General features: G+C 64.5%; 31 protein-coding genes and 1 tRNA gene. 22 read left to right on the top strand and 10 right to left on the bottom strand.

Features of this window, described 5'->3' with window-relative positions; translation table 11 throughout:
- Positions 1–27: 27 nt before the first annotated feature.
- The 4 genes from rph (at position 28) to MRBLWH13_RS09505 (ending at position 2997) form a co-directional block, all read left to right on the top strand.
- Positions 28–762, top strand: coding sequence for a ribonuclease PH (rph, locus tag MRBLWH13_RS09520; protein WP_341954586.1), 735 nt, complete (start codon positions 28–30; stop codon positions 760–762).
- Positions 762–1355, top strand: coding sequence for an RdgB/HAM1 family non-canonical purine NTP pyrophosphatase (rdgB, locus tag MRBLWH13_RS09515; protein WP_341954584.1), 594 nt, complete (start codon positions 762–764; stop codon positions 1353–1355). The genes rph and rdgB overlap by 1 nt, the downstream gene beginning before the upstream one ends.
- 61 nt (positions 1356–1416) lie before the next feature.
- The gene (locus MRBLWH13_RS09510; RefSeq protein ID WP_341954581.1) at positions 1417–1992 is read left to right on the top strand and encodes a dihydrofolate reductase family protein; all 576 of its coding nucleotides are present in this window, start codon (positions 1417–1419) and stop codon (positions 1990–1992) included.
- Between the two features lie 84 nt (positions 1993–2076).
- On the top strand, positions 2077–2997 hold the full coding sequence (locus MRBLWH13_RS09505) for a cation diffusion facilitator family transporter (RefSeq protein WP_341954579.1): 921 nt from the start codon (positions 2077–2079) through the stop codon (positions 2995–2997).
- 4 nt (positions 2998–3001) lie between these two features.
- On the opposite strand, the gene ligD is transcribed toward MRBLWH13_RS09505, so the two are convergent.
- Positions 3002–4984 (bottom strand): non-homologous end-joining DNA ligase, encoded by a 1983-nt coding sequence (ligD, locus tag MRBLWH13_RS09500; RefSeq protein ID WP_341954577.1) that lies wholly within the window; start codon positions 4982–4984, stop codon positions 3002–3004.
- Positions 4985–5043: 59 nt separating this feature from the next.
- Between ligD and MRBLWH13_RS09495 the strand changes: the two genes are divergently transcribed.
- Positions 5044–5907 (top strand): Ku protein, encoded by an 864-nt coding sequence (locus MRBLWH13_RS09495; protein ID WP_341954574.1) that lies wholly within the window; start codon positions 5044–5046, stop codon positions 5905–5907.
- Between the two features lie 34 nt (positions 5908–5941).
- Here the strand turns inward: MRBLWH13_RS09495 and MRBLWH13_RS09490 are convergent, their stop codons facing one another.
- The gene (locus tag MRBLWH13_RS09490) at positions 5942–6712 is read right to left on the bottom strand and encodes a VTT domain-containing protein (RefSeq protein WP_341954572.1); all 771 of its coding nucleotides are present in this window, start codon (positions 6710–6712) and stop codon (positions 5942–5944) included.
- A gap of 66 nt (positions 6713–6778) precedes the next feature.
- A tRNA-Leu gene (locus MRBLWH13_RS09485) sits at positions 6779–6860 on the bottom strand.
- 120 nt (positions 6861–6980) lie between these two features.
- Between MRBLWH13_RS09485 and MRBLWH13_RS09480 the strand changes: the two genes are divergently transcribed.
- Genes MRBLWH13_RS09480 through MRBLWH13_RS09470 form a run of 3 tightly spaced genes read left to right on the top strand, consistent with a single transcriptional unit; the run spans position 6981 to position 9957 of the window.
- On the top strand, positions 6981–8168 hold the full coding sequence (locus MRBLWH13_RS09480; protein ID WP_341954569.1) for an ATPase, T2SS/T4P/T4SS family: 1188 nt from the start codon (positions 6981–6983) through the stop codon (positions 8166–8168).
- Positions 8165–9022 carry a type II secretion system F family protein gene (locus tag MRBLWH13_RS09475; protein WP_341954567.1) on the top strand — a complete coding sequence of 286 codons (858 nt, stop codon included), beginning with the start codon at positions 8165–8167 and terminating at the stop codon, positions 9020–9022. Before MRBLWH13_RS09480 ends, MRBLWH13_RS09475 begins: the two co-directional genes overlap by 4 nt.
- Entirely contained in the window at positions 9019–9957 is a 939-nt protein-coding gene (locus MRBLWH13_RS09470; RefSeq protein WP_341954564.1) for a type II secretion system F family protein, read from the top strand. Before MRBLWH13_RS09475 ends, MRBLWH13_RS09470 begins: the two co-directional genes overlap by 4 nt.
- A gap of 136 nt (positions 9958–10093) precedes the next feature.
- Here MRBLWH13_RS09470 and MRBLWH13_RS09465 read toward each other — a convergent pair whose 3' ends face one another.
- Positions 10094–10750, bottom strand: coding sequence for an SLATT domain-containing protein (locus MRBLWH13_RS09465; RefSeq protein WP_341954562.1), 657 nt, complete (start codon positions 10748–10750; stop codon positions 10094–10096).
- A 121-nt stretch (positions 10751–10871) separates the two neighbouring features.
- Here MRBLWH13_RS09465 and MRBLWH13_RS09460 point away from each other — a divergent pair, with 121 nt between their 5' ends.
- The 3 genes from MRBLWH13_RS09460 to MRBLWH13_RS09450 all read left to right on the top strand — a co-directional run bounded on the left by MRBLWH13_RS09460 (position 10872) and on the right by MRBLWH13_RS09450 (position 13087).
- A complete protein-coding gene (locus MRBLWH13_RS09460; RefSeq protein WP_341954560.1) occupies positions 10872–11213 on the top strand; it encodes a hypothetical protein in 342 nt (113 codons plus the stop codon).
- Between the two features lie 87 nt (positions 11214–11300).
- The gene (locus MRBLWH13_RS09455) at positions 11301–12158 is read left to right on the top strand and encodes a hypothetical protein (protein WP_341954558.1); all 858 of its coding nucleotides are present in this window, start codon (positions 11301–11303) and stop codon (positions 12156–12158) included.
- Positions 12158–13087 (top strand): hypothetical protein, encoded by a 930-nt coding sequence (locus MRBLWH13_RS09450; RefSeq protein WP_341954556.1) that lies wholly within the window; start codon positions 12158–12160, stop codon positions 13085–13087. The genes MRBLWH13_RS09455 and MRBLWH13_RS09450 overlap by 1 nt, the downstream gene beginning before the upstream one ends.
- Positions 13088–13193: 106 nt before the next feature.
- On the opposite strand, the gene MRBLWH13_RS09445 is transcribed toward MRBLWH13_RS09450, so the two are convergent.
- Positions 13194–14447: a hypothetical protein gene (locus MRBLWH13_RS09445; RefSeq protein ID WP_341954554.1), complete on the bottom strand. Its 1254-nt coding sequence runs from the start codon at positions 14445–14447 to the stop codon at positions 13194–13196.
- A gap of 246 nt (positions 14448–14693) precedes the next feature.
- Between MRBLWH13_RS09445 and MRBLWH13_RS09440 the strand changes: the two genes are divergently transcribed.
- The 7 genes from MRBLWH13_RS09440 (at position 14694) to MRBLWH13_RS09410 (ending at position 18577) form a co-directional block, all read left to right on the top strand.
- Positions 14694–15371: a hypothetical protein gene (locus MRBLWH13_RS09440; RefSeq protein ID WP_341954552.1), complete on the top strand. Its 678-nt coding sequence runs from the start codon at positions 14694–14696 to the stop codon at positions 15369–15371.
- 176 nt (positions 15372–15547) lie between these two features.
- A complete protein-coding gene (locus MRBLWH13_RS09435; RefSeq protein ID WP_341954550.1) occupies positions 15548–16192 on the top strand; it encodes a hypothetical protein in 645 nt (214 codons plus the stop codon).
- Positions 16193–16537: 345 nt separating this feature from the next.
- Positions 16538–16993: a hypothetical protein gene (locus tag MRBLWH13_RS09430; RefSeq protein WP_341954548.1), complete on the top strand. Its 456-nt coding sequence runs from the start codon at positions 16538–16540 to the stop codon at positions 16991–16993.
- On the top strand, positions 16990–17391 hold the full coding sequence (locus MRBLWH13_RS09425; protein WP_341954546.1) for a hypothetical protein: 402 nt from the start codon (positions 16990–16992) through the stop codon (positions 17389–17391). The genes MRBLWH13_RS09430 and MRBLWH13_RS09425 overlap by 4 nt, the downstream gene beginning before the upstream one ends.
- Positions 17388–17534: a hypothetical protein gene (locus MRBLWH13_RS09420; RefSeq protein ID WP_341954544.1), complete on the top strand. Its 147-nt coding sequence runs from the start codon at positions 17388–17390 to the stop codon at positions 17532–17534. Before MRBLWH13_RS09425 ends, MRBLWH13_RS09420 begins: the two co-directional genes overlap by 4 nt.
- The gene (locus MRBLWH13_RS09415) at positions 17527–17754 is read left to right on the top strand and encodes a hypothetical protein (RefSeq protein WP_341954542.1); all 228 of its coding nucleotides are present in this window, start codon (positions 17527–17529) and stop codon (positions 17752–17754) included. Before MRBLWH13_RS09420 ends, MRBLWH13_RS09415 begins: the two co-directional genes overlap by 8 nt.
- Positions 17755–18016: 262 nt before the next feature.
- On the top strand, positions 18017–18577 hold the full coding sequence (locus MRBLWH13_RS09410; protein ID WP_341954540.1) for a recombinase family protein: 561 nt from the start codon (positions 18017–18019) through the stop codon (positions 18575–18577).
- 24 nt (positions 18578–18601) lie between these two features.
- Here MRBLWH13_RS09410 and MRBLWH13_RS09405 read toward each other — a convergent pair whose 3' ends face one another.
- The gene (locus tag MRBLWH13_RS09405) at positions 18602–18799 is read right to left on the bottom strand and encodes a hypothetical protein (RefSeq protein ID WP_341954538.1); all 198 of its coding nucleotides are present in this window, start codon (positions 18797–18799) and stop codon (positions 18602–18604) included.
- Between the two features lie 800 nt (positions 18800–19599).
- Here MRBLWH13_RS09405 and MRBLWH13_RS09400 point away from each other — a divergent pair.
- The gene (locus MRBLWH13_RS09400; protein ID WP_341954536.1) at positions 19600–19881 is read left to right on the top strand and encodes a hypothetical protein; all 282 of its coding nucleotides are present in this window, start codon (positions 19600–19602) and stop codon (positions 19879–19881) included.
- Positions 19882–19887: 6 nt separating this feature from the next.
- Here the strand turns inward: MRBLWH13_RS09400 and MRBLWH13_RS09395 are convergent, their stop codons facing one another.
- Both MRBLWH13_RS09395 and MRBLWH13_RS09390 read right to left on the bottom strand, forming a co-directional pair.
- Positions 19888–20583 (bottom strand): hypothetical protein, encoded by a 696-nt coding sequence (locus tag MRBLWH13_RS09395; RefSeq protein WP_341954533.1) that lies wholly within the window; start codon positions 20581–20583, stop codon positions 19888–19890.
- A gap of 94 nt (positions 20584–20677) precedes the next feature.
- Positions 20678–22210, bottom strand: a complete 1533-nt coding sequence (locus tag MRBLWH13_RS09390) for a recombinase family protein (RefSeq protein WP_341954531.1) — start codon at positions 22208–22210, stop codon at positions 20678–20680.
- A 150-nt stretch (positions 22211–22360) separates the two neighbouring features.
- On the opposite strand from MRBLWH13_RS09390, the gene MRBLWH13_RS09385 reads away from it, so the two are divergent.
- Genes MRBLWH13_RS09385 through MRBLWH13_RS09375 form a run of 3 tightly spaced genes read left to right on the top strand, consistent with a single transcriptional unit; the run spans position 22361 to position 23596 of the window.
- Complete coding sequence (locus MRBLWH13_RS09385; RefSeq protein ID WP_341954529.1) at positions 22361–22771, top strand: TadE/TadG family type IV pilus assembly protein; 411 nt, start codon at positions 22361–22363, stop codon at positions 22769–22771.
- Positions 22740–23195, top strand: coding sequence for a TadE family protein (locus tag MRBLWH13_RS09380; protein WP_341954527.1), 456 nt, complete (start codon positions 22740–22742; stop codon positions 23193–23195). The genes MRBLWH13_RS09385 and MRBLWH13_RS09380 overlap by 32 nt, the downstream gene beginning before the upstream one ends.
- On the top strand, positions 23192–23596 hold the full coding sequence (locus MRBLWH13_RS09375; RefSeq protein WP_341954525.1) for a hypothetical protein: 405 nt from the start codon (positions 23192–23194) through the stop codon (positions 23594–23596). Before MRBLWH13_RS09380 ends, MRBLWH13_RS09375 begins: the two co-directional genes overlap by 4 nt.
- A gap of 28 nt (positions 23597–23624) precedes the next feature.
- On the opposite strand, the gene MRBLWH13_RS09370 is transcribed toward MRBLWH13_RS09375, so the two are convergent.
- Both MRBLWH13_RS09370 and MRBLWH13_RS09365 read right to left on the bottom strand, forming a co-directional pair.
- Positions 23625–24179, bottom strand: coding sequence for an NUDIX domain-containing protein (locus MRBLWH13_RS09370; protein ID WP_341954523.1), 555 nt, complete (start codon positions 24177–24179; stop codon positions 23625–23627).
- Positions 24169–25407, bottom strand: a complete 1239-nt coding sequence (locus tag MRBLWH13_RS09365; protein WP_341958272.1) for an MFS transporter — start codon at positions 25405–25407, stop codon at positions 24169–24171. The genes MRBLWH13_RS09370 and MRBLWH13_RS09365 overlap by 11 nt, the downstream gene beginning before the upstream one ends.
- Between the last annotated feature and the right edge of the window lie 78 nt (positions 25408–25485).

Below are 25485 nucleotides of genomic sequence, written 5' to 3'. Positions count from 1 at the left end.
TTCTTCCACCCCCACCGAAGGAACCCCATGACCAGCATCGTCCGCGCCGACGGCCGCTCCACCGACCAGCTCCGTGAGATAACGATCGAGCGAGGCTGGAGCAGCCACGCCGAGGGATCGGCACTGATCAGCTTCGGCGGCACCAAGGTGCTGTGCACCGCATCGTTCACGAACGGCGTGCCCCGCTGGCTCACCGGCAAGGGCAAGGGCTGGGTCACGGCCGAGTACTCGATGCTTCCCCGTGCGACCAACAGCCGAAACGACCGCGAGAGCGTCAAGGGTCGCATCGGTGGACGCACGCACGAGATCTCGCGCCTGATCGGCCGAGCCCTGCGCGCCGTCGTCGACACCAAGGCTCTCGGCGAGAACACGATCGTCATCGACTGCGACGTGCTGCAGGCCGACGGCGGAACGCGCACCGCCGCGATCACCGGTGCCTACGTGGCCCTGGCGGATGCGATCGAGTGGGGCAGGGAGAAGAAGTTCATCGGCAAGAACTCGACGCCGCTGCTCGACTCCGTCGCCGCCGTCTCGGTCGGGATCATCGACGGCGCGCCCATGCTCGATCTCGCATATGTCGAGGATGTCCGCGCCGAGACCGACATGAACATCGTCGTGACCGGTCGTGGCCTCTTCGTCGAGGTGCAGGGCACCGCCGAGGGGGCACCGTTCGACAAGCGCGAGCTCGATGCGCTTCTCGAACTCGGCGTCGCAGGCTGCGCCGATCTGAAGGATCAGCAGCTGAAGGCGCTCGCGGGCTGATGAAGGTCGTCCTCGCCACCCACAATCCGCACAAGGTCGCGGAGTTCCAGCAGATCGTCGCGGCCACGCGCCCCGATCTCGAGGTCGTCGGATACGACGGCCCGGAGCCGGTCGAGGACGGTGTGACCTTCGCCGAGAATGCGCTCATCAAGGCGCGTGCTGCATCGCTGCACACGGGTCTCGCGGCCCTCGCCGACGACTCCGGCATCTGCGTCGACGTGCTCGGAGGATCGCCCGGGGTGTTCTCCGCCTACTGGGCGGGGCAGAAGAAGGATGCTGCGGCGAACCTCGAACTGCTGCTCGACCAGCTGCGTGACATCGCGGATCCACACCGCACCGCCCACTTCAACTCGACCATCGCGCTGGTGACGCCCGAGGGAGCCGAGCACGTGGTCGTGGGGAACTGGCCGGGGCGCCTGGCCACCGAGGCATCCGGCGGGGGCGGGTTCGGCTACGACCCGATCTTCATCCCGGATGGACAGCCGGAGGGCGCCGAGCGCACCGTGGGCGACTTCACGGCCGACGAGAAGCAGGAGCAGTCGCACCGCGCCCGCGCGTTCGCAGAACTGGTGCCGCTGCTCGCCGATCTCTGACCCACCGAGCAGTAACCACTACTCTTGACGTACTTCATACGTAGTGGTTACTGTGGTCGACATGCGAGAACTCACCTACTACATCGGCGTGACCCTCGACGGGTTCATCGCGGGGCCGGCCGACGAGGTCGACTTCTATCCGGTGACCCCGGCATTCGCCGAACTGCTCGGCACGGAACTCTCCGACATCCAGCCCGCATTCGTCCGAGCCGATCGGGGAGGCGCCGACGAGCCGCTCACTCGTTTCGACACCGTGGTGATGGGGCGTCGCACCTACGAGCCAGCACTGCAGGCCGGCATCACCGATCCGTACTCGCAGTTGCGCACCATTGTGTTCAGCCGCTCGCTGGACGACCCGGGCGAGCCGAACGTCGAGATCGTCCGCACGGATCCCGTCGCGCGGATGCGTGAGCTCAAGGCGGAGCCCGGTCTCGGCATCTACCTGGCTGGCGGTGCCGTGCTCGCCGGCGTACTCCTCGATGAGATCGACAGGCTGATCGTCAAGAAGTACCCGGTGATCGCGGGGTCCGGCATCCCGATGACGAGCCACCCCTTCGCCCCGACGCAGTTCGGCCTCGATCGGATGCGCTCGTTCGACAACGGCTGCGTCGTGCTCGAGTACACCCGAGCGCGCTGAAGGGCGCGGCTACTGAGAATCATCACCATTCCCGACTGCGCGCAGACCCGCCGAGCGGCACGATCGCCCGTCTAGCCTGGAAGCATGCACGATCACGCGCCCGCCTCCGGCGGCATCCGCTCTGCGAGTCATCGCCGTCTTCTGGCGATATCGCTGAGCCTGACCGCGACCATCATGGTGGTGCAGGTCGTGGGCGCGATCCTCACAGGCTCGCTCGCGCTGTTGGCGGACGCGGCGCACATGTTCACCGACGCCTCGGCACTCGTGATCGCGTTGATCGCCGCCGCGGTCGCCGCGCGACCGGCCGACGACCGCCGTACGTTCGGGTATCAGCGCGCCGAGGTGTTCGGGGCGCTGATCAACGCGATCATCCTGATCCTCCTCGCCGGATGGGTCGGGATCGAGGCCGTCGGTCGGCTGATCGATCCGGGCGAGACCGAGGTCGCCGGAGGGCTGATGCTCGTCGTCGCGGTCGTCGGACTCGTGGCCAATGCGATCTCGATGTGGCTTCTGAGCCGTGCCCAGCGCACCAGCATCAACGTCCGCGGCGCGTACCTCGAGGTGATGGGCGACCTGATCGGCTCGGCGATGGTGATCATCGCCGCGATCGTGATCGTGACGACGGGATGGATGCCGGCAGACGCGCTCGCGTCGATCATGATCGCCGTGCTGATCATCCCGCGCGCGATCGCGCTGCTGCGCGAGGTCTTCTCGGTGCTGTCGGAATCGGCGCCGGCAGGCACGGCGGTCAGCGACATCCGCCAGCACCTGCTCGACTACGACGGTGTCGTCGGAGTGCACGATGTGCACGTGTGGCAGCTGACCCGCGGCGCTCCGGTGTTCAGCGCGCACGTCAGCGTCGAACCTGCGCTTCTCGCCGACGGGCGATCCGCGAAGCTGCTGAGCGACCTGCAGTCGTGTCTCGCCCATCACTTCGACGTGGAGCATTCGACCTTCCAGATCGAACCCGCTGAGCAGTCGGACTGCGAACCGCATCACGCGTGACGGGTCAGCTCTCGACCACGACCTCGTCGGGCGATTTGTCGGGGCGGAGCCCGCGCCAGCGGGAGTGACGAAGGACGCCGTCGGGGGTCCAGTTGGCGAACTCGACCTCGCCGACCAGCTCCGGCTCCACCCACAGCGCGTCCGATGCGTCGAGAGCGGGTACTCCGTCCACGGCGGCTGATCCGATGCGCAACGGCGCGAGGCGCGAGAGCAGATCGCGCAGCATCCGGTCGGTGAAGCCGGTGCCGACGCGTCCGACGTACCGCAGCCGGCCGGAGTCCGGAACCGCGAGCAGCAGGGAACCGAACGTGCCCTCGCGCTCGCCTTTCCCCGGACGGATGCCGACGATCACGACCTCCTGCATCCGAGTCAGCTTGAGCTTGAGCCAGGCGGGGGAGCGCTGCCCTGCGCGATAGCGGGACGCGGGGTCTTTCACGACCACGCCCTCGAGACCGAACTCGTCGCTCGCGGCCAGCGCGGCGTCGACGTCGTCGAACACGGGCGGCACCTGCATCGGGGCCTCCAGATCCGAGACCACCTCTTCGAGCAGAGTGCGCCGCTGTGACAGCGGCATCGAGCTGAGGTCGTGCCCGTCGAGGCGCAGCAGGTCGAAGACCATGTAGACGATCGGGGTGCGAACGACCTCGCGTTCGATCTCACGGGGCCGAGTGAGGTGCATCCGATTCTGCAGCAGCGAGAAGCTCGGCCGGCTGTGCGCGTCGAATGCGACGATCTCTCCGTCGATGATCGCATCGGCGACCGGCAGGAAGGGAGCGCCGTCCGCGGTGAGCTCAGGGTAGCGGGCGGTGATGTCCGTGCCGCTGCGGGCATGCAGCAGCATCCGTCCGTCGGCCCAGGTGCCGATCGCGCGGATGCCGTCCCACTTCACCTCGACCCAGGAGGGGGAGCTCAGGCGGCGGGCGATCGCGGGCGTGCCGTTCTCGGCGAGCATCGGCGAGACGGACGCGGGGGAGACGGATGTCGGGGCGTTCGCCGCGCCGGAGATCCGCGGGCGGCGTCGCGCAGATGCGGCGGGCTGCGCGGAGGCGGCGTCCTCATCGGATGCTGCGGCGCTCGGGGTCTGCACCCGCGGTGCATGTTCGGTGCGCAGCGGCGAGATCGGATCGATCCCGGAGTCCGCGCGTTCCAGGACGGTCGCGAAGTCGAGCTGCGCCAGATCGGGGTCGTCGAGCTCTTCCCAGGTGCGGGGTGCGGCCACCCAGGGCTGTGCGCGGCCGCGCATCGAGTACGGCGAGATGGTCGTCTTCTTGCCGTTGTTCTGGCTCCAGTCGAGAAACACCTTGCCGCCGCGGGCGGCCTTCGCCATGGTGCTGGTGGCGAGATCAGGATTCTCGGTCTCGATGAGCCGGGCGATCTCCTTCACCACTGCCGAGATCTCGTCGCTGGTCTGCTGGCCGGGAAGAGCGGCGTAGAGGTGGATGCCTTTGCTGCCGCTGGTGACGGGAACGGGGTCGAGTCCGATGTCGGTGAGCAGTCCGCGGGCGATCCGGGCGACGTCCGCGCACTGAGCGAGACCGACCCCGGGGCCGGGGTCGAGGTCGAGCACGAGTCGGTCGGGGTTTCCGGGGAGGCCGTCCGGGGCGAAGCGCCACTGCGGCACGTGCAGCTCAATCGCGGCGACCTGCGCGAGCCAGACGAGGGTCGGCACGTCATCGACGAGCGGATACTCTTTCGGGCCGTCGGAGTGACGGATCTCGTGCCGCGGGATCCAGCTCGGCGCTCCGGGCTCGAGCTGCTTCGTGAAGAAGGAATCGGCGGGATGCTGAGAGGTTCCGACCCCCTCGACCCAGCGCTTGCGGGTGACCGGGCGGCCCTTGAGGAGGGGGAGGATGTGGGGCGCGATCGCCGTGTAGTAGGCGATGATCTCGCCCTTGGTCGTGCCGGTGTCGGGGTAGACGACCTTGTCGAGGTTGGTGATGCGCAGGCGGCGGCCGTCGATCTGCACGTTCTGCGCCTCGGCAACCATGACGCCCAGCGTAGTCAAGGTACTGGCCGCGACCGGGGCGCCTGGTGTTCACTGGGGGCATGAGAACGATCTGGAAGGGCGCGCTGACCTTCGGCCTCGTGAATGTGCCGGTCAAGGTGTACTCCGCGGCGGAGGACCACGACGTGCCGCTGCATCAGGTGCACGAGAAGGATGGCGGTCGCATCCGGTATCAGCGCACGTGCGAGGTGTGCGGCGAGACCGTGGCATATGCCGACATCGATCGCGCGTACGTCGACGAGGGGCAGACGGTCGTGCTCACGAAGGACGACCTGGCAGCGCTGCCCGCCGAGAAGAGCCGCGAGATCGACGTCGTCGAGTTCGTGCCGTCCGACCAGGTCGATCTGCTGACTCTCGACAAGCCGTACTATCTCGAGCCCGACTCGAAGTCGCCCAAGGCCTATGTGCTGCTGCGCAAGACGCTCGAGCAGACCGACCGCACGGCGATCGTGCGGTTCACACTGCGGCAGAAGACCCGCCTCGCCGCGCTCAGGGTGCGCGGCAAGGTGCTGGTGCTGCAGACGCTGCTGTGGGCCGACGAGGTGCGCGAGGCCGAGTTCCCGGCGCTGGATGAAGACGTGCGGATCTCGAAGAAGGAGCTCGAGCTCTCGGCATCCCTGGTCGACAGCTACTCAGCCGACTTCGACCCCGAGTCCTTCGTCGACGAGTACCAGAGGGAGCTGCGCACTCTGATCGACGCCAAGATCGAGGCGGGTGACACGTTCGACGTGTCGGAGACGTTCGGCGAGGCCGAGGGTGACGCCAAGAGCGGCGAGGTGATCGATCTCATGGAGGCGCTGCGAGCCAGCGTCGCGCGCACGAAGGCCGCTCGGTCGGATTCGTCGGATTCGTCCGATCAGAAGGCGAGCACCAAGAAGACCCCGAGCAAGAAGAAGGCGGGCTGAGAGCTCAGCCCGCCCCCATCTCACTCGTTCGAGGTCAGTGCTTGCCGTCTCCGTCGAAGTCGGGAGCGCGGTCGAACACCTCGGGGTCGAGCGCGAGTTCTTCCGCCTCGGCGGCGTCGGTCTCGCCTTCGCCGGCAGCGGCCTCCTTCTTGGCCTTGTGGCGCTCGGAGAGGTAGTGCCAGAGCGTGACGAGCGCGGTACCGCCGACGGCGGCGAGCAGGATCAGGTCGATGTAGCTCTCGACGAAGTGCGCGACCGGAGGGATGAATCCGATGGCGTAGCCGAACATCGTGAGCCCGAAGCCCCAGAGGATCGCTCCGATCAGGTTGTAGAGCGTGTAGCGGCGCCACGGCATGTGGCCGACGCCGGCAGCGACCGGCGCGAACGTGCGGACGATCGGCACGAAGCGGGCGAGGATGACGGTGATGCCGCCGAAGCGCTCGAAGAACGCGTTGGTGCGCTCGACGTTCTTCTTGCTGAAGAGGCCGGATTCCTTGCGTTCGAAGACCGCGGGCCCGCCCTTGTGACCGATCAGATAGCCGACTTCGCCACCGACGAACGCGGACAACCCGATGAGCAGCGCGACGATCCAGACGTTGATGCCGAAGACGCCGTGCTCGGAGCCGGCGATCGGGTGCGACAGCAGGCCCGAGATCACGAGCAGCGTGTCGCCCGGCAGCAGGAAGCCGACCAGCAGGCCGGTCTCGGCGAAGACGATGAAGCACACCACGAGGAGCGCCCAGGGGCCGGCCGAGCCGATGATGGTGGCGGGGTCGAGCCAGGGGATGAGAGCGGCGTGATGCATGGATTTCCCGTCGTAGTGAGCTGTGCGGCGGTCAAGTCGTCGGCCGCACGGCATGCGACTGATCGGTGCGGAAGGTGGGACTTGAACCCACACGCCCTAGGGCACAGGAACCTAAATCCTGCGTGTCTGCCAATTTCACCACTCCCGCGCGGTGAAATCAGTCTACTGATCGGGGGATCGTGCGTAGCTGAGGATCCGCCCGCAGGCGGCGGGACCGTGCTGTGGATAACTCCGGCGGCGGGAGCGGGATCCTTGCGAGGATGCTCGGGTGATCCACCCCTCCGTCCTCGTCGTCGAGCGTGTCCGTCAGCGCCTCCGCGCCGAGGGGACGGACCCGTCGCGCGATGCCGAGGTCGCTCGCGCCGTCGCTCTCGCCGAGGTGCGGCGGTTCAACGATGTCGCGCTCGCTCGGGGTGAGACTCCGATCGATGATGAGGCCGGATGCGTGCGCGATGTCCTCGCCGCGGTGAGCGGATTCGGCGTGCTGCAGCCGCTGCTCGACGATCCCGAGATCGAGGAGATCTGGGTCAACGGCCCCGAGAGCATTCATGTCGCGCGGGGTGGTGTCTCGCAGCGACTCGCGCTGCGGGTGAGTGACGCGCAGCTGCGCGACCTCGTCGAGCGGATGCTGCAGTCGACCGGTCGCCGGGTCGACATCAGCCAGCCCTTCGTCGATGCGTCGCTGGCGGACGGGTCGCGGCTGCACGTGGCCATCGCGGATGTGGTGCGCGGCTCCTGGTCGGTGAACATCCGCAAGTTCCTACCTCGCTACCGATCGCTCGACGCCCTCGTCACGCACAGCGCACTCCCCGCCGACCTCGCGGCCACTCTGCGTCGGGCGATGAGAGAGGGGAAGAGCGTCGTCGTGTCGGGTGCGACGCACGCCGGCAAGACCACTTTCCTCGGCGCGCTCCTCGCGTCATGTGCCGATCAGCAGCGCATCATCACGGTCGAGGAGACGTTCGAGCTCGCCGTCGACGGCCCTGACGTGGTCTCTTTGCAGGGACGTCAGGCGAGTCTCGAGGGGACGGGTGAGATCACCCTGCGTCGTCTGGTGAAGGAGGCACTGCGGATGCGTCCCGATCGCCTCGTGGTGGGCGAGGTCAGGGATGCGGAGGCGCTCGACCTCGTCCTCGCACTCAACACGGGCGTGCCGGGTGCCGCCACTGTGCACGCGAGTTCCGCAGCCGACGCGCTCGACAAGCTGACGCTTCTGCCGCTGCTGGCAGGCAGGAACATCGACCGCTCGTTCATCGCCCCTGCTCTCGCCGCCGCAGTCGATCTCGTGGTGCATTGCGTGCGGGGCGCTGACGGTGTCAGACGAGTGCACGAGGTCATCGCGCCGACGGGGGACATCCTCGACGGCCGACTCGTCACGCGGTCGGTGTACGCACACGGCACAGATGCGAACGCGGGTCGGCGCGGCGATCTCCGACGCGTCGGAGTCGACGCGTGACGGCTCTGCTCGGTGCAGTGCTTGCGGCGGGCCTGCTGCTGTGCGCGGCGCCTTGGCTCTGGCCTCCGCGGCCCGAGCAGGAGAAGGCCAGACGACGGGGAGCCATCGTCCGGATGCTCGAAGAGGCGGGTTTCGGGCGCATCCGCCAGCGCTCATTTCTGGTCATCGTGGTTCTGGTCGCGCTCGCCACGACATCCGCCGTTTGGCTCGTCACCGCGATTCTTGCCCTCGCGATGCTGGCCGGTGCGACTGCGGCGACGGCGCCGGTCGTGTTCCTGCGGTCGCGTCGCCTGCGGCTGCGCAAGCTGCGCCGACAGCTCTGGCCCGACGTCTGCGACCTGCTTGTCGCATCCATCCGTGTGGGGCTGTCGCTGCCGGATGCGGTCGCGAGTCTCGCTGAGTCCGCTCCCGCGATGATGAGGCCGGCTTTCATCGTGTTCGCGCGTGATCTGCGGGCGACGGGGCGATTCGAGACGAGCCTCGATCGACTGAAACTTTCGCTGGCCGATCCGATCGCGGACCGCATCATCGAGACGCTCCGCATGGCGAGGCAGGTAGGCGGCACGGAGCTGGTCGGTGTCCTGCGGGCGCTGTCGTCGTCGGTGCGTGCGGATGCGGCCCTCCGAGGTGAGGTCGAGGCGCGTCAGTCGTGGATCCGCGGTGCGGCCGTCCTCGGATCCGTCGCGCCGTGGGTCATCCTCGGCCTCCTGGTGCTGAGGCCCGAAGGTGCCGCCGCCTACGGCACGCCCGAGGGTGTGCTGGTGATCTGTCTGGGCGCGGCCGTGTCCGTCATGGCATACCGGATCATGATCCGGATAGGGCGCCTGCCGGAACCGGGACGGTGGTTCGGGTGAGTGCTCTGTCCGGGCTCGCCGTCGCAGTGCTCGGCGGTGGGGTGCTGTCTGCCGGGCTGCTGTGCATCCTCGCGGCGCTCCCGCGGTGGTCGGCGGCGTCGTTGACGCTGCGGATAGCTCCCTACGTGCGCGACGCCGTCGCGGACGAGCGGCTGCCGGAGATCGCCCTGCCCTGGGCAGGAGTTCTTCCCGCTGCGGACCGAACGCTCTGGGTCCGTTCGTCGGCAGTCTTCGAGAGACTGCTCGGCGGTGGCGGGGCGCTCCAGGGGAGGATCGCCCAGGCGGGTCTCGCGATCGACCCGTCGACCTTCCGCGGACGACAACTCGGCTGGGTGCTCGGCGGGATCATCGCCGGAGCACTCGCTCTCATCGCGATCGCGATCTCCGGACGTATGAGCCCTCCGATCGCTCTTCTCCCCATCCTGCTCGGAAGCTGCGCCGGGGTCTCGTATGACATGCATCTCACAGCCCGCATGCGGTCGCGTCGAGCACGGCTCACCGATGAGCTGCCGACGACACTCGAGTTCCTCGCTCTCTGCCTGTCGGCGGGGGAAGGCTTCCTCGATTCTCTTCGCCGCGTCGCGGCGGTCGGATCGGGTGAGCTCACTGTCGAGTTCCGCACCGTGGTGCTGGCCGTCGGAACGGGATCCTCGCTTGCCGACGCGCTCGGAGAGATGTCGAGCCGTCTGCAGCTGCCCGGACTCGCGCGCGCGATCGATCAGGTCGTCGCCGCGCTCGAACACGGCGCCCCGCTGTCGGCCGTGTTGCATGCACAGGCGGGAGACGCCCGCGAAGACGCCAAGCGGGTGCTGATCGAACAGGCCGGCCGCAAGGAGATCCTGATGCTCCTACCGCTCGTGTTCCTGATCCTCCCGCTCTCCGTGCTTTTCGCCATCTATCCGGGACTCTTCATCCTGCGACTCGGCATCGGCTGAGCGCCCCACGAAAGGACGACATGAATACTCTTCGACACAGCCACGGAGGCGGCCTGACCGTAGCTCGCGAACTCCTCGACGACGAGCGAGGGGATGTGCCCGGATGGGCTGTTATTGCAAGCCACATATGACGAAACTACAGACCGAGGAGCCATTTGGCTGCTGGGGTCAGCAGCAGCAACAAGGCGATGCTCCCGAGCACAGGAAGGAAGGTGAAAATATTGCTTCCGAGGACTATCAGCTTTCTCTTGCTGAATGCCACGATCGACAACCGATCGGCGGGGTCCACGCCAGATGGTTTATTCCGTTTGAGCTCGCCCGGGAACGCCTTGAAGAAGTCGGCAGGGCTGTGATTATCGGTGTCGTCCAGCACAGACTGGTAATCGCGGTCTATCTCGTCCGCACGCTCGTTTCGTTCACGCGTATCCGTAAGCGAACGCTTTGCAAGATCGGACGCCACCCACAGCTTCTGAAGGCTTCGGTACGCGTGAAAAAACTTCTCTGCCTGCACCTGGAACTGCGCGCTTGTAACCAGCACGGAAACCACGAGAGTCACGATTCCGAGAACCACCATTAGGGCCGAACCACGCTCACCGTACACGGACGGGTCAGTGAGCGACACCACTGCCACCGATGTGCCCGTAAGTGATGCCACGACCAGGGCAAAGTTCCAGTAGTTACCCCGCTTTTGATGACGCCGCGCTGTCTCAACGCGCGACTTGTAAGTGCGTTGGATGCGTCTGCTGAGGGCCGACAGAGCGTCCTGTGTGTGAGATTCAGGTTCTTCGCGCATGAGTGAAATCTAGGGCATGCGTGCGGCTCACGATGGTCCCAACAGCCAGTGAGTAAAGCACGCTGATGCGACCTGCCTGCGGCGATCCCACTGACGCCACGCTCTGTACTAATCTGCGGATATGACGACAGATCCTGATGTCACGTGGCCGACCACCATCCATAAGGCCGCGGAGGCCGTCGCGCGGGTTGCTCTCCGAAGCGATGACCCGTCTAGACTGCACCGCGCCGCCGCCATGCTGGATGCAATCGCTTGGGGTATCGAAGATGCGGAAGAGCAGCCGCCCACCGAGAAGGACATAGCCTCCGCCTTCTCTGAGAAGCGGGGCCTGTACCTGCAAGAGGACGACGGGCATTTCTCGTTGAACGACATCAGCGCCCGAAGGGTTCTCGTTGGTCCCGACGCGAGCTTGGATGAAGTGCTCGCATACCTCGAACTAGACGAAGCGGACACCACTGACTAGCCCGCGGGATGAGACGGAAGCCGCGGTTGATTCGGGCCGCGCGGCGTCGTTATGTCTGACGTCGCGCCGAAGCAATAGGCTCCACATGTGGAGCCTTGGGAACCGTGGGACGCATCCGAAGAGGAGATCGCCGATCTCTACATCATCCGTGAGCAGATCCCGGAGAGTCTTGAAGGACCGATCTTCGAGTGGTTACGCAGTCTGTTCTACCAGGCGACGCAGTACGGCCAGGTAAATCCTGCGATGATCCACTTCATCGAGACCTCCCTCCGGACGCGGCTCGACCAGCCCCGTCCGAGCCAGGACGAACTCGCCTCGGCGATTACCAATCGGGGAGACAAGTTCACTCTTCGCGTTGTCGACCTTCTCCTGTCTACGTTCGAGCCTGAGTTGCCGTACGGGTCGACACCGGAAAAGGTTGCGGTGCTCAATGTTCACATGGAGCGCAGCGGCTCGGCGGTCACAATTGTGGGGGAGGACCGTCACTACAGGCTTGCTCGTCGCCTACCGGAGGGAGTGGAGGAAGCGGCGCAAGTGGCAATTCAGGATGCGAATGGCACCGCCGGGCGGCATCTAGTCAAGGCGTGGCGGGAGATGCAGAGCATTGACCCGGACACCAGCAAGATTCTCCGCGAGGGCATTCAAGCGGTCGAGGCCGCCGCGGGAAGTCAGATCATCCCCAAAGACAAGAAGCCACAACTGTCGAAGATCGTAGGCGCGCTCCGACAGCAACACGGATGGGGGCTCGCGTTCGCCCGGCGCGACGACGACCATCCCGATCATCTCGCGGTCTTACTTGGCATGCTCGAAACTCTCGCTTTCGCAGAGCAACATCGGCATTCGGGGCACGGATACTCGTTGGCAGAGGCGACCGGGCATGTGCAACTCGCCGCGACGCTCGTGGGTTGGTTCTCCGCGGGCGTTGTCGTCCGTCACGAGTCCTGATGCTCGAAGGCGACGACTGGTCCCTCGGCTCGATGGTCGGGCCAAATGGGGAGAACGAAATCCGGATGGTGCGCCCACTCACCCTGGAGGAACGCCAGCGCATCCCGGCGGCTCTCGCCCGGCTCCGCGACTTCAGCGGACATGCGCTGATTGGCCCCATCGTCGATGCCCTGAACGAGTTGCAGACGTTCTTCGCGGAACTGCCGTCAGTGGGCCAGTTGGAGTATCAGCGCGGACCGTACCGCTCGAGGCTCAATGGTCGCCTGAGCGCCGCCCTCACGGCGTTCACAACGCTCCGTTCGATGGTCGAGACGAACGCCAAGACGCTCGACCTCCCAATGGGGAGTAGTGCCCCAGACAACTTCAATCGGCTCTACCAACAGCACCGCAGTTTCCGCCTTGTCTGGATGCTTCGCAACCTGGACCAGCATCGTCCCCCGGCGGCGTCGGCAATCACGATCTCCTCCGATGAGGACCCGGAGACTGGCGGGACACGAGTGCGTCCCGTCATTGACGTGTTGCAGGTCTGCGCGGACAACATTGAGGCGTCGCAACGCCAGAACTACAAGCGCCAGTGGAGAGAGTGCGCCGCCCTTTGGGAAGGCTTCGTGGAGCCCGTCGATATTCGAGCTGTGTTTGAGCAGGCGTACAAGGCTTGCGAGACGGTCGTGGCCGCCTACATGCGGGAAGCGGAGCATGTGATCCTCGACGACGCGCGCTTCATCGCCCGGCTTGTCGGAGAGATCGAGCCAATTGGGGCGGCATGCGCTCTGCGGGTCGTGGAGGGCGACAGCGAGACATCCATAACCATCAACGCGACGCACCTCGACACCCTGGCGTTTGGTGAGGCCGTTGCTTCGCTCAACGCGGCGCGGAAGATTCTAGGTGAGCCGCCGTTGAAGGAGAGCGAAGTCTGGACCGAGCACTGAGGCGCTTCCCGGTTCGGCGCTACAAGCGCTTTGACCTCAGCCCGTGGCCGCTCTCGGTGCCAAGAGCCGACTACTGCCCGATCACGATCAAGTGCAGGCCGTCGAACTACTCGCTCGACCTTTGCCCGCGGTGAGTGCCCCAGGCGCGGGAGACCGGCCCCATCAGCATCTGAGGCACATCCTTGGGGTCGTCGCTGTCGACGAACGTCCGGTACTCGTAGCCTGCCGACGTCTTTCTGAACAACTCGGCGATCGTGCGCGCACGACCGTCCTTCGAAAGCCCGTAGACGACGAGGGCCTCGTCGCGACCTCCGACGGGATCTTTGTCGTAGAACTCGGTCTGCTGCGGCGAGCCGCTAGCCCAACGCTTCTTTGGTTTACCGGTGCGTGCGTCCAGCGTCGTAATCCACGTCTCAGAGGCGAACATGACTCCATCGAAGGTCATTGCGCCTAGCATCTCGATTGCATGCTCGAAGATCAACTCCCGTGGTTGGTCGACGGGGATCGCGAGCGGTATGCCTCGAACAACCTTGAGGCCTCTGTAAAACAGGAGCACCGATCCTGCATACCCGTCCTTCTCAAGGAAGATTTTTGACATCGCCATCCGAGCGGGCACGTCGTCGAACACTCCCTTATCGAACGCGATCGGTTCCCCGTACTTCTCCATCGAGCGCAGAGCCGCGTCCTCGTCCATCTCGATGATTCCGTACTCAACGTCGTAGATGGTTCCGGTCGTCACATCGATGCTCGCCGATGGCGGGGCGAGCGGAAAGCACCGAGGGGCGTCGCTTATGCTGGCGTCGACGCACGGACGCCGAAACCCGCCTAGTTCGCACACTCCGACCCCGGACTGTTCGTGTGCAACTTGAATCAATTTCGCGATCCCCGCGTAAAGCTCGCGGAGGGCCGCAATCAACTCATGCTGTGGGAGTTGATCGTCGAACCACTTGCGGGAGACTCGGATGGTGCCAGGACCGGTTGGGCGATCGCGGGCGATCAGATCCCGGTAGACGTTGATGATGTCGTCAACCGTGGACGACGGTGGGACGTTGATCACGTCCTCGCCCTCGCGAAGGCGCGGCCCGTAGTACGTGACCTCCGCGACGCTGAGCGTGCGCAAGTCCTCTTCTTTAACTATGCGGTTTCTCGATTGAACGCCCCAGCGCATGACCTCATTGGCCCGCGCTTCGTCCTGCCACTTGAGATACCAGTCATCGAAGTTGTTCCATCGAGACTTGCGCTTCTGAAGTAGGAAGCTCACCCCGCGAGAATTCTGTATGGCGGAGTTAAGAAACCGGCGGAACTCCTCTGCATCGAAGTACGACTCGCTCGCACGATGGATGTCTTCGTGGACGTCCATAAGTCGGCGGTGCGCGTCTTGGCAAGGGCAGGCAGGTGGCATATCGATCTCCACGACGGCGGGTTCAGCTGATCCGCCCAGACTAGTGGCGACGCGCGCCGCACCTCGCCCCCAGCCGCCGTCGGCGTCACTGCAATCCTCGGACGGCATACATAGCGGCACGTGTGCGGGAACCTCAGGGCATATCTCGATGTCGTAGGGCCACCGAAATAGGCCGAGCGAGTTCGCGCGATAGGTAGAAGGGATATGAACTTCTCAGATGCAGTCTCAGCCCTTTACGAGCTCGACGCACTCCCAGAGCTACGCCGTCGATACCTGACGATGCTCGCCGCCGACGCCCAGACGGATGTCGACCGCGCTCTGATCGTGGTAAAGGCCAGAGATGAAGAGCGCAGGGTGCGTGCAGACCTAGCGGTCTCTCTTAAGGCCGAGTTTGCAGACCGCGCTCGATGGGCCGCAAGCAACCCTCCAAAGCCGTCAGGCGCCGCTCAGAAGCCCGTAGGCGGGCGTCGCTGGACAGAGGAAGGCACAACGCACGACGGCCCAAGGCCGGTAATCGTGACATGGGGACCGATCACTCGAACGCCTACTGAAGAGCAGATCCGAGAGCGCCGTTCGCTGATGGGTCAGAACAAGAAGTACGTCGACAAGCCGGTAGCCAAGGTCAAGCCGGAACCCAGGCCGCGCAAGCAAGCCCCCGAGCACGGCCTCACCGCCTACAACAAGAATCGCTGTCGCTGTGATGTCTGCCGAGCAGCGAAGAGCGCGAGCAGGAAGAAGCGGAACCTCCGACGACCGGACGGCACAGTGTCACCGCACGGCACCATTTCGAGATATTCGAACAACAAGTGCCGGTGCGACGAATGTCGATCCGCCGCCGCAGAGTATCAACGCGAGTGGCGAACTCGACAGCGCCCCAATTGATCCTGTCGCGTTTTGGACGATTGTAGTAAAGAGGCGTATATATATGGCGTCAGCGGATGTCGGAACCCCGCACACTTAGGTGAGCCAGCCCCGGCGCGTCGTTTCCCAATTCATCCGCACCGGGGCTGGCTCCCTCTCGACCGACCGAGAGGTAACGATGAATTGGAAACTAGAAAATGGTACAAGACCGTACCCGGAAGACCGATGCCCTGAAGCCGTTCGAGTTCCAGGAGTTCGTGCAACACTTCCCCAACGCCGCTCTCGCTAAGGCGAAGATCCGACGCGCCCCGTTCGTCGCAGTAAGCATGATGCTCTCGCGACACGGTGTTTTTAAGAGCGGAGAACGCATTCGACCATCCGTGGGAACGCTCGCCGACGAAGCTGGAGTGAGCAAGCCTACGGTGCGAAAGGTTCTCGCGTACCTGCAACGGACCGGTGTGCTGGTTGCGACTGGGAAGCATCGAAACCCAGGCGGAGGCTCCCCAGTGACTGAGTACCGGTTCGTCCGCAACCAACTGGTGACGGATGTTATGCAGGTGAAGGACCGCGACTGGGGCAGCGGAAAGCAGGAGACCACTGTTGAGCCAGCAGTGGCAAGCGGGGAACCACTGAGTGGCAAACGGGGAACCACTGAGTGGCAAACGGGGAACCACAATAGGAATCCGCAGGAAGAGAAGAACCCCTCGTCGGATAAATCCTCCTCGCCCGCGCCTGTCGTCGCTGAGCCTCCGGCTCGCTCCGGCGCGGCAGAGAGTCAGGTTGATTGGATGGATGAGCTTCTTTCGGAGATTGGCGCACTCCCGCTCGATGGCCTCCAATAACACCGTGCGCCATTATCAGCGCCTAGTGTGCAATGTCAGGTATCCGTGGACCTGGAGAGAATTAGAGGCCCGCAGATCGCATCAGCTATTTTTGGATAATGCGCGAGAGCTTCCCGAAATCCACTGGGATGAGACCCGCATTCTGGGATGCCAGTGCGCGATAGTAGAAAGCATAGGAAGGGCGCAGAGGCGTTGATCCCACGGATAGTTCGTCTGGACTCCTTCGCCGTGGGCTGATCGAAAACGTTGGTCCCTCTGCGCTCCTCCTACTCTCTATTAGGAAGTTCGCATATGACACGACAAAGCACGGTGGCACTGCACCCGCAAATCACGCGCATTAACACAATGCTTGATGACGGCGTGCCCTATTCCGTCATCGCCAAGGAAATGTCGCTCGCCACGTCGAGCGTCGGACGCTACGCCATTGCCAGAAAGAGCGAGCTTGCGCGCGTACTCGACGGTGAACCGACGACCGCGAACGTGCTCACACGGCTGATCGAAGCGGCGGATCACGCCCGAGACTCCCGCCGACAGGCGAAGCTCACCGGTAGCCCAGTGCATCAGGCTCGAATGATTAAGGCGGAGTCCGACGTACTGACGAAGCTCATCGATGAGCTAGGCATTACGGACACTTCATCGGCGGAGTACATGGCCGAGGCCGAGTTGTTCACAGAGGCTGTGAAAGTCATGATCCGCCGCGATCCCCAAGCCGGTCTTGCTCTCCTGAGCGCCGTTGACACCTTCCCCGAACTCGAAGCGTTCGCCCGAACGCTCGCGAAGTACCTAGGAGTTTCCCGATGACTGACAAGATTTTTCATTGCCGCGCCACGGGGCTGACCCTCCCCGCCTTCTCTGCCGCCGGTGACGCCGCCGCAGGCCGAGTTCTCTCCCGTGGTGAGACGTTTACGGTCTCACCGGAGACATACGAACTGACCAAGGATCGTCTAGGGAGTTCATTCTTGGACCTTACGCCGCAGGAGCAGGTGCAAAAGTGGGGCAGTCAGCGCTTCGGTACTGGCCCAGCCCCCGAAGACATGGTGATCGGTGAGGACGACGAGTATCAAGTTTTCAAGGCCGCGTTCGCCAAGCTGGAGTACTCGCGCAAGATTAGTGATCCCGCCGCCCGCAAGCTTGCCGTCCAGAAGGTCTGGCGCGATCACGGCGAAGTGCTCCGTCATTTGAATGAGGACTACAGATGAGTGTGACGGATGACGCCTTCCTCGCCACCCTCGACGCCCTCCTGGCTCACGTGCGCGGCGAAATCGTGTTGAGCGAAGACGAAGTAGCAGACCTCGACGTGACCGTGCGCACCCTCGCAGGGATTGGAACCAAGAATGACTGACATCTACGCACTCGCCGCCCTTCTGCGCGAGCAAGAGAAGGCCGCGAAGGTAGAGCAAGCAGAGTTCACGACGTGGACTGAGGCGGATATCCGCAAGATGCTCACCGGCGAAGGCGAGGCCGACCGTCTGATGCGCGGCGAGCACGCCACCCTCACCGCTGGCGAGCGTGCCGAGGTCGCTCGCCTGGCCGCTCTCGCCGCCGAGGAATCCCAGAAGTAGAAAAGTCCTCTGTGCGTGCTTCTTCTGTCAGCGCGCACAGACCCGTCACCCTCTCACAGGGAAGGGTGACACCCTCCACAGCCCGCCCCGTCCTTCGTCAAGGTCCGATGGGGCGGGCTGTCCTATGCCTGGAACGTTCTCTATCAAAAACGATGGGTGGGTGAGAGCGCCGGTACGGTGCCGATCTGATCCCAAAAAGGTATCGCAGAAATATCTCTCACAAGGTCTTGATGAGACAGATGGGTTTTGAGAGTATTGAGGCATGGCGATCATCGGATACACGCGAGTCAGCACCAAGGATCAGGACACGGCCTCCCAGGACCTGGCTATGACCAAGGCGAAGGTGGATCGGGTCTACACGGATCACGGCGTGAGTGGCGCGTTGGCATCCCGCCCCGAACTCGACAAGGCACTCGACCGGCTGGACCGTGGAGACACGTTCGTTGTGTGGAAGCTCGACCGCCTTGGCCGCAACACCCGCAACGTACTGGAGGTTATCGAGACCCTGATCGACCGGGGCGTGACCTTTAAGAGTCTGACGGAACAGATCGACCTCAGCGCTGGTCCTATGGGTAAGGCCATGCTGACGATCCTCGCCGCGTTCGCAGAGCTTGAGCGGGCCACGATGGCTGAGCGCACTCGTGCCGGTCTCGAAGCCGCGAAGGCCAAGGGGAACGTGGGCGGGCGTCCGTCAGTGGTGGATGCCAAGAAGCTGGCCACGATCATGGCCCTAGTTCGCTCCGGTGATCACACTCGCGCCGACATCGCGCGCATGGTGGGGATCAGCCCTGCAACGTTGTATCGCGTGCTTCAATCGGCCTGAAACCTTGAGGCGTGATCCTGCCGCCTAGTTCGAGTTCTCCGGAAGGTCATGGATGTACTCGTAGTGGGCTTCAGGTGCCGTATCGTGCGCGAAGTCGAGTTCGTACACTCCGCCTTCCCAGGCGAGGCGCGCCGGATAGGTGCCATCCTCTGAAAGAAGAACAGCCGTGTTGCCCGTCGCGGAGTTGTCGCGTCTGAAGTACGCGGTGAACCATCTATCCATGCACTGAGCGTAGAGCAGGGAGGTAGGTGGACGGGAGGCTCAGGCGGAATGTCTGACCCCACGCGTAGATTTCGGCTAGGTACACTGACAGGAAGGCCGCTCCGCAGTTGGTAGCTACGAAGCGGCCCCCGGCCCTGTCCCTGTGAGGACTGAGGTCGCCCTGTTCCGCAGTGAAAGCCCCCCTTTATGAGTTGTCAGGCTCGGGGGCTTTCTCTGTGCTCGGTTGTCGTTTCCCGGTGACACTGTGTGGTGTCATCGGGAGGCGGAACCTTGCGTCTTCAGTCTACGAGCGGCGACAGACATCCCGAGGGAGTAACAAGGTGAGTAACGGGTCTAGGTCCCATGTACTAGGTAGCCCAAAAGGCCGCTGTGGGTCGGCATAGGCCGCCATCCACCGCTATGCAGACAGTGCGCGACTACATCGTGCCTTCATCTTCCCAGCGAACTCCCAGCTACATTCTTGTGTGTATATCTGTGGATAAGCGCTGACAGGGCGGATCGCTGAGTACGTTTTCCAGCGTGAATGACTCCCACTTACCCGCGTTAGACCTCGCGAACCCACCCACGTGCGCCCACTGTTCTATCTCGATGACCGTCTGCACGACGCATCGCGGCCCCATCTGGCAGTGCTGGGAGTGTGGGCGGCTAGTCCTGCCGCGATGATCCGGCCCTTGTCTTGATCTCCGCTCGTTCGGTCCCGGTCCAACGCCGTGCAGATGATCGATGCGTAGTGTCAGATGTAGAAGCCGGGGTCGATCGCAGGGGAACGCTGACATTCTCGTTGGACGTAATCTGTGCGCATGGCTAAGTACATGACGAAAGACCACGACGACCTCCAACCAGACGACGCAATCAAGAAGCCGGTGGGTTACGAATTCATCATCGAGTTCCACGGGGAGACGAGCGCCGTAGAGATCAATGTGCTACGAACCGGCGAGCACGCATGGCAGGCACATCGACAGTTCGGACTTCAGGCGACCGTCTACCGCCTCGAAGACGGGTCGTTTGATCCTAGGCAGCAGGGTTACCCGTCGCAGCCGACCTTGCATGATGCGATCCGTGCCAGGTTCAGCCCTTTCTGAGGCCGATCACGCGCCTCCGCCGTCCAACTGGTCGAACAGTCCGGGGTACGCGTTCATCCGGTAGTAGCACCGCGAGGCCGGATCGTACGTGTATCCGCACACTGTCATCAGGCGCGTTGCGTCCGTGATCGACAACGCGAACGTTCTAGTCAGGTCGTCGACGGGCCAAGCATCTGAGCGCCTAACCGCGTCTAGTAGCAAGCCCCACACTTCCTTGCTGTCGGACCTTAGCCATGCCTCTGCCTCGCGCCGCAGTTCTCGGTTCTTCCTGGCTTCGACTGCACGGCCAGCTACCTTGATGAACTCCACGGCTCCGTAGACTTCTAAAAAGGTGCGTCCGAACGGCAGCAGATCACTGAGCACCCAGTTGTACATCTCGGGAAGGCCCGTGCCGCCCCACCCGCCGGTGCGCAGGAACACCGCGTCGTCGTTCGGACCGATGAGGAATCGAAGGTCATGCGCTGTCTCGTGTCCTTCGAGGAGTAGGAATTGCGAATCCTCGACGCCTTGGTCATGGTCGAGTGCGTCCGCAGGTGAGAGCAAGAAGCCGGTTGTGCCGTCTTCGTGTCGCCCCAGCCGTGCGAAGGCGGCGGCGATGAGTGGAAACACCAGCTCGTCTCCACCACCTTCGAACTTCAGGTGAACCCTCTGCTCGGGATTACCCGTCGGGAACGTCAGGTCGAATACGTAGCGTTGCTCCATGCTCGCGAATATATCTGAGGCATCTTCGCGGGCACGGGGTCAGGCTGTCTGGTCGGTGGTCGAAGGGGCACGCCCGCATCGAACATGCGGGGGACTAGACCGGTTGCCCGAACGTGACTGGATTGATGGGGTGGGGGCTGATTCTGCCGACGCCCCGCCCTCCCACTCGAACCGAGGGCCTGTATCGCGCTCGGATCATGGCCCGCTGGCCGTCCAGGCCAACACCCTCCCACGCAGCCCAAAAGCGCCGGTTCCAATCCTCCATGTCGGCTTCATCCGAAAACCCTTCGCCCCGGCTTCGCCATTCCGCTATAAAAGCGGCGAGAGCGCCACCGTCCACAGTCTGGGCCAGCAAAGCGTCTCGCTCTTGCTCGAGCCCGGATCGCTCCGCTTCGCGCACCTTCAATTCACCCCGCGCTTGGCTGTGTAGGCTCTTCAGGCTTGGGTCCAGCAGGACATGACCCACGTGCTCGATGCTCTCCACCAAGCTCGCCAGGCGGGCTGTGACGGCCTTGAGCGCCGCTGTCCGGTCGTCCGTCTCGGGGGAGTGGAGTTCATCGACAAACAGATCACGGAAGATGAACCCGACGAACAGATCATCAGCGATGGGCGCCTGAATGCTCGCGTGGCGGCGGCTCTTGTCGTAGAGGGTGTTCTGGCACTTGTAAACGCGATAGACGTTCCTAGGCCCGCCCTTGCGCTGTGAGTAGGCAATCGTGCCGTGCATGGTGGCGTCACACTCTCCGCACCGGATGATCCCGCCCAGTAGAGAGTGTGCGCGCCCACTCAGAGGAATGCCGACCTTGACACGTGCCTTGAGATTGTCGTGATCCTCCAGAGTGATGATCGACTGGATCAGGCTCACCGGCATCACCACACCCTCATGCACCAAGAGGCCCGCATTACGCTCCCGGAGAAGCACACTCCGTACCGTGGTGGCCGTCCAACGGCGGAGTGCTGGTTTCTTGATACCGTCCTTGCCCCGGCGCTCCCGCTTCATGCCGTCAGTGAGCACCCCGGCCTCCGTCCAATCCTTCGCGATCCTGAGCATGGACCGCTCACCGGCGAGCACGTCGGCCACAGCATCGCGGATCAGGTCGGCCTCTGAGGGTCGAAGGGTGATCCCGTCAGGCTCATACCCGAATGGCCGCGTGCCCTTCTTGGGAATGCCCTTCGCGGCATCTTTGGCGATCTTGTCGCGGACTCGAAGAGACGTATTCGCGGACTCAGCCCGCGCCTGTTCCGAGACAACCAAGATGACCATGCGGTGACCGGGCACTGTGGAATCGAGTGAATCCTTGAGGAAGAAGAGACGCCCGCCGACTTCCTCGACATCATCGAGCACGAGACCGACCTGACCGGCGCCGCGACGCGAGAGACGATCCAACTTCCACACGGCGAGCGTGCCGACCTCGCCCGAGCTAACAGCGGATACGGCCCCGTCGAAGTCGTCGCGATTCACCTTCTTGAATCCCGACACCTTGTCGGCCCAGACGGTGCGCACTGTCAGACCCTCCCGCGTCGCCCAGGCTCGAAGGTCCTTTTCTTGGCGCTCTAGGGAGTCCTTGCCGTCGCGGTCTACGCTGAGCCGCAGATACAGGTCCACGAGGTCGCGAGGGTCAGACATAGGTGCAAGAGTACTAGAGGCTGGGTTCTCGTCACACTCATGACCGCCGGACTCGTCGTGCTGATCTGGGCGGTCGCGGGTCCCGCACTGAGCACTCTGTTCGAACAGGCGATCCAACGCGTGTCGGGCATCTGACGGGCGAGTGCTCCCATGCCCAACCCGACGATCCGTCGCCGACTTCTCGACGAACGCGGTTCGAGCGCGGTCGAGTTCGTGATGGTGGGGACCCTGCTCACTCTGCTCACGCTCGCCGTGATGCAGCTCGCTCTTGCGGTGTACGTCCGCAACGTCGTGCACGATTCGGCCGTCGAGGGGGCGTATCACGCTGCACTCGCCGACACGAGCCTCGAGGACGGCGCAGAGCGTGCGCGCGCACAGATCGTCCGTGCTGTCGGAGAGGCGTATGCCGAGGACGTGACCATCGGGCGCTCGACGTCGCTCGGGCAGCCGACGATCGACGTGCGCGTGCGGACCACACTGCCGGTGATCGGGCTGATCGGCATCCCCTTCGCGCTGGAGGTGGAGGCGCATGCTCCGGAAGAGTCGTTCGGCGATGGATGACGACGGCTCCGCGGCTCTCGAGTTCATCGCCGTCGGGGTGGTGCTGCTCGTGCCGCTCGTCTACCTGATCATCGCGCTCGGCGCGATCCAGGAGCAGGCGCTCGGCGCGGAGGCGGCGGCCCGACACACGGCGCGGGCCATCGCCCTCGCGTCGGATGCGGACAGTGCGGAGCTGAGCGGAGAACGCGTGCTCGCGAGCGTCGCAGAGCAATACGGCATCGACCCCGATTCGGCCGATGTGACCGTGACCTGCGGTCCCGAGATCGCGGCTTGCCCGTCCGCGGGTGCGACGATCACGGTCGTGGTTGCAGCGAGGGTCTCGCTGCCGTTCGTTCCGGCGATCTTCGGGCTGGATGAGGCGGCATCCGTCTCTGTCGAGGGAACCGCGGTGCAGAAGGTCTCGAGGCTATGGGGCGCGGGGTGAGAGACGACGACGGGAGCGTGCTGCTCCTCACGCTGGGATACGCGCTGCTCGCTCTCGCACTGATCTTCGTGAGCGTGTGCGCCACCGACCTGTACATCTCCCAGAAGCGGCTCGACGCGCTCGCCGACGCGGCAGCGCTCGCCGGAGCCGACGGGTTCACGGTGGTCGTCGACGGGGCGACGGTGCACGCCGACCTCACCGATCAGGGCGTCAGAGAGCAGGCGGTCGCGCTGGTCGCCGAGTGGCCGGGCGACGCGAATCTGCTGTCAGCCACCGCACCCGACGGACTCTCGGCTCGGGTGACGGTCGCCGCCGAGTGGAATCCGCCGCTGCTGTCGCTGTTCATCTCCGACGGTGTGCAGCTCGAGGCGACCGGCACGAGTCGCACGGCGCTGAGATGATGTCCGGCCCGGCAGAGCCTGTCACCCGTCAGGAGGGAAGCCGGTCGCGCAATCTCCGTACGCGTAAGTCGAACCCCGGCGGCACCTGATCGGGGAGCGCAGCGATCGGCCACCACTGCACATCCTCCGACTCGTCGCTCACGATCAGCGCCGCGCTGTCCGGGACGACGACGGCGACCCCGATGTCGAGATGCGAGGAACACCGGCCGAAGGCTGACGAGAGCCCGTGATGATCGAGGTCGTACACGAGAGGCTCGGCGAGACCCGACACGACGACACCTGTCTCCTCCCGCAGCTCGCGCAAAGCGGCATCCGCGATCGACCCATCATCGGACTCGAGATGCCCACCCGGCTGCACCCAGAACTGCCCCTTGGCATGGAACACGAGAAGCGTGCGGGTGAGTGTCGGATCGAACACGAGTGCTGACGCCGTGGCGTGGTCGGGGCCGTCGTCGCGAGACACGGGGCCATACTCGTCGGGGAAGAACGTCGCGAAGTCGGCTTGCGTCGCTCTCTCATGGTCGGAAGCCGCCGCGGCCCCGAGGACCAGTCGACGTACATCTGCGGCAAGCTCACCGCTCATGAGGCTTCTCCTTCGTGCGAGGAACGAACCGGGGGATCCAGCGGATGAACCCGCAGGCGCCTACCAGGCCGATCACGCCCATGGCCGCGGCCGCTATCGGCAGCGAGGCGATCGCGATGATCCCCGACACCATCAGGGGAGCGATGGCCCCGCCGGCATCCGTCAACGTGCGCCACGAGCCGAGGAACGCGGCCGGCTGCTGCTTCGGCGCGACATCGGCGCCCAGCGTCAGGAGGATGCCGCTCGACAGCCCGTTGCCCACGCCGAGCACCGCGGCGAACATGCCGAACCACAGCACTGCTGCGTCGAGGTCATGCGTGAACGACATCGCGAGGAATCCGGCACCCATGAGGACCATCGCCGGCATCGCCGCCCAGAGGCGACCGAATCTGTCCATAACCTGACCGCTCGCATAGAACAGGGCGAAGTCGATCGCACCCGAGATCCCGACGACGAGGGCGATCGTCGACGCATCGAGACCGAGCGAGAGGCCCCACAACGGCAGCACGACCTGTCGGGCCGAACGCACCGCTGACAGCGACGCGGCGGCGAGACCGAGGCGACCGAGCACGGTGCGTTGCTGCCACATCGTACGAAAGATGCCCGTACGGCCGACGGTCGGGATCGAGCCGGTGACCGGCTCCCCGGAGTCCTCAGACAGGGGAGCTGTGCGCACCGCGGTGGTCGGCGGGATCGTCTTCTCGGGATCCGGACCGAACAGCACGAGAAGCACCATGACGATCAGGCAGCCGAGGAAGAACCAGATCGCAGCAGTCTCCGACCCGAACAGCTGCAGCAGCCCCGCGGCGACGAACGGGCCGACGAAGATCCCCAGACGGAAGCTGCCGCCCAGCAGTGAGAGCGCACGGGCGCGGAACGCGATCGGCACCCTCGTCGTCATGAAGGCGTGACGGGCGAGACCGAAGGCGGCGGCGCAGAAGCCGAGGAGGAACACGGATGCCGCGAGCACGCCCAGCGACGGCGCGAAGACCATGCCCACGCCGGCGCCGATCGCGATCACGCCGGCGATCACCATCGTGAAGCGTTCGCCGATGCGGCCCACGGCCCAACCTGCAGGAAGGTTTCCGCAGAGCTGACCGACGACCAGTGCGGATGCCACGAGCGCGGCGAACGCGATATCGGCGCCCATGCGCGCGGCGATCACCGGGATCAGCGGAATGACCGCCCCCTCGCCGAGCGAGAAGAGGATCGTCGGCAGGTACACCATCGGTCCGAATCGCCTCAGGACCGTGGATGCGTTGCTCACTCGTTTCACGCTACCCCCGTTCTCATGCAGTCCCCGCGC

The sequence above is a fragment of the Microbacterium sp. LWH13-1.2 genome, assembly GCF_038397735.1.
Classification (GTDB): domain Bacteria; phylum Actinomycetota; class Actinomycetes; order Actinomycetales; family Microbacteriaceae; genus Microbacterium.
The sequence above is the reverse complement of the archived record's forward strand: the minus strand, read 5'-3'. Positions and strand labels throughout refer to the sequence as shown.

What these genes read in the sequence shown, in the direction of transcription:
- ligD (WP_341954577.1), bottom strand. Translation starts at nt 4,984, where the DNA reads ATGGTTGCCGAGGCGCAGAACGTGCAGATCGACGGCCGCCGCCTGCGC.
- MRBLWH13_RS09510 (WP_341954581.1), top strand. Translation starts at nt 1,417, where the DNA reads ATGCGAGAACTCACCTACTACATCGGCGTGACCCTCGACGGGTTCATC.
- MRBLWH13_RS09410 (WP_341954540.1), top strand. Translation starts at nt 18,017, where the DNA reads ATGGCGATCATCGGATACACGCGAGTCAGCACCAAGGATCAGGACACG.
- MRBLWH13_RS09505 (WP_341954579.1), top strand. Translation starts at nt 2,077, where the DNA reads ATGCACGATCACGCGCCCGCCTCCGGCGGCATCCGCTCTGCGAGTCAT.
- rph (WP_341954586.1), top strand. Translation starts at nt 28, where the DNA reads ATGACCAGCATCGTCCGCGCCGACGGCCGCTCCACCGACCAGCTCCGT.
- MRBLWH13_RS09385 (WP_341954529.1), top strand. Translation starts at nt 22,361, where the DNA reads ATGCCCAACCCGACGATCCGTCGCCGACTTCTCGACGAACGCGGTTCG.
- MRBLWH13_RS09430 (WP_341954548.1), top strand. Translation starts at nt 16,538, where the DNA reads ATGCTTGATGACGGCGTGCCCTATTCCGTCATCGCCAAGGAAATGTCG.
- MRBLWH13_RS09460 (WP_341954560.1), top strand. Translation starts at nt 10,872, where the DNA reads ATGACGACAGATCCTGATGTCACGTGGCCGACCACCATCCATAAGGCC.
- MRBLWH13_RS09440 (WP_341954552.1), top strand. Translation starts at nt 14,694, where the DNA reads ATGAACTTCTCAGATGCAGTCTCAGCCCTTTACGAGCTCGACGCACTC.
- MRBLWH13_RS09445 (WP_341954554.1), bottom strand. Translation starts at nt 14,447, where the DNA reads ATGGACGTCCACGAAGACATCCATCGTGCGAGCGAGTCGTACTTCGAT.
- MRBLWH13_RS09380 (WP_341954527.1), top strand. Translation starts at nt 22,740, where the DNA reads ATGCTCCGGAAGAGTCGTTCGGCGATGGATGACGACGGCTCCGCGGCT.
- MRBLWH13_RS09435 (WP_341954550.1), top strand. Translation starts at nt 15,548, where the DNA reads ATGGTACAAGACCGTACCCGGAAGACCGATGCCCTGAAGCCGTTCGAG.
- MRBLWH13_RS09420 (WP_341954544.1), top strand. Translation starts at nt 17,388, where the DNA reads ATGAGTGTGACGGATGACGCCTTCCTCGCCACCCTCGACGCCCTCCTG.
- MRBLWH13_RS09490 (WP_341954572.1), bottom strand. Translation starts at nt 6,712, where the DNA reads ATGCATCACGCCGCTCTCATCCCCTGGCTCGACCCCGCCACCATCATC.
- MRBLWH13_RS09495 (WP_341954574.1), top strand. Translation starts at nt 5,044, where the DNA reads ATGAGAACGATCTGGAAGGGCGCGCTGACCTTCGGCCTCGTGAATGTG.
- MRBLWH13_RS09370 (WP_341954523.1), bottom strand. Translation starts at nt 24,179, where the DNA reads ATGAGCGGTGAGCTTGCCGCAGATGTACGTCGACTGGTCCTCGGGGCC.
- MRBLWH13_RS09400 (WP_341954536.1), top strand. Translation starts at nt 19,600, where the DNA reads ATGGCTAAGTACATGACGAAAGACCACGACGACCTCCAACCAGACGAC.
- MRBLWH13_RS09365 (WP_341958272.1), bottom strand. Translation starts at nt 25,407, where the DNA reads ATGGTGTACCTGCCGACGATCCTCTTCTCGCTCGGCGAGGGGGCGGTC.
- MRBLWH13_RS09390 (WP_341954531.1), bottom strand. Translation starts at nt 22,210, where the DNA reads ATGTCTGACCCTCGCGACCTCGTGGACCTGTATCTGCGGCTCAGCGTA.
- rdgB (WP_341954584.1), top strand. Translation starts at nt 762, where the DNA reads ATGAAGGTCGTCCTCGCCACCCACAATCCGCACAAGGTCGCGGAGTTC.
- MRBLWH13_RS09395 (WP_341954533.1), bottom strand. Translation starts at nt 20,583, where the DNA reads ATGGAGCAACGCTACGTATTCGACCTGACGTTCCCGACGGGTAATCCC.
- MRBLWH13_RS09405 (WP_341954538.1), bottom strand. Translation starts at nt 18,799, where the DNA reads ATGGATAGATGGTTCACCGCGTACTTCAGACGCGACAACTCCGCGACG.
- MRBLWH13_RS09425 (WP_341954546.1), top strand. Translation starts at nt 16,990, where the DNA reads ATGACTGACAAGATTTTTCATTGCCGCGCCACGGGGCTGACCCTCCCC.
- MRBLWH13_RS09415 (WP_341954542.1), top strand. Translation starts at nt 17,527, where the DNA reads ATGACTGACATCTACGCACTCGCCGCCCTTCTGCGCGAGCAAGAGAAG.
- MRBLWH13_RS09450 (WP_341954556.1), top strand. Translation starts at nt 12,158, where the DNA reads ATGCTCGAAGGCGACGACTGGTCCCTCGGCTCGATGGTCGGGCCAAAT.
- MRBLWH13_RS09465 (WP_341954562.1), bottom strand. Translation starts at nt 10,750, where the DNA reads ATGCGCGAAGAACCTGAATCTCACACACAGGACGCTCTGTCGGCCCTC.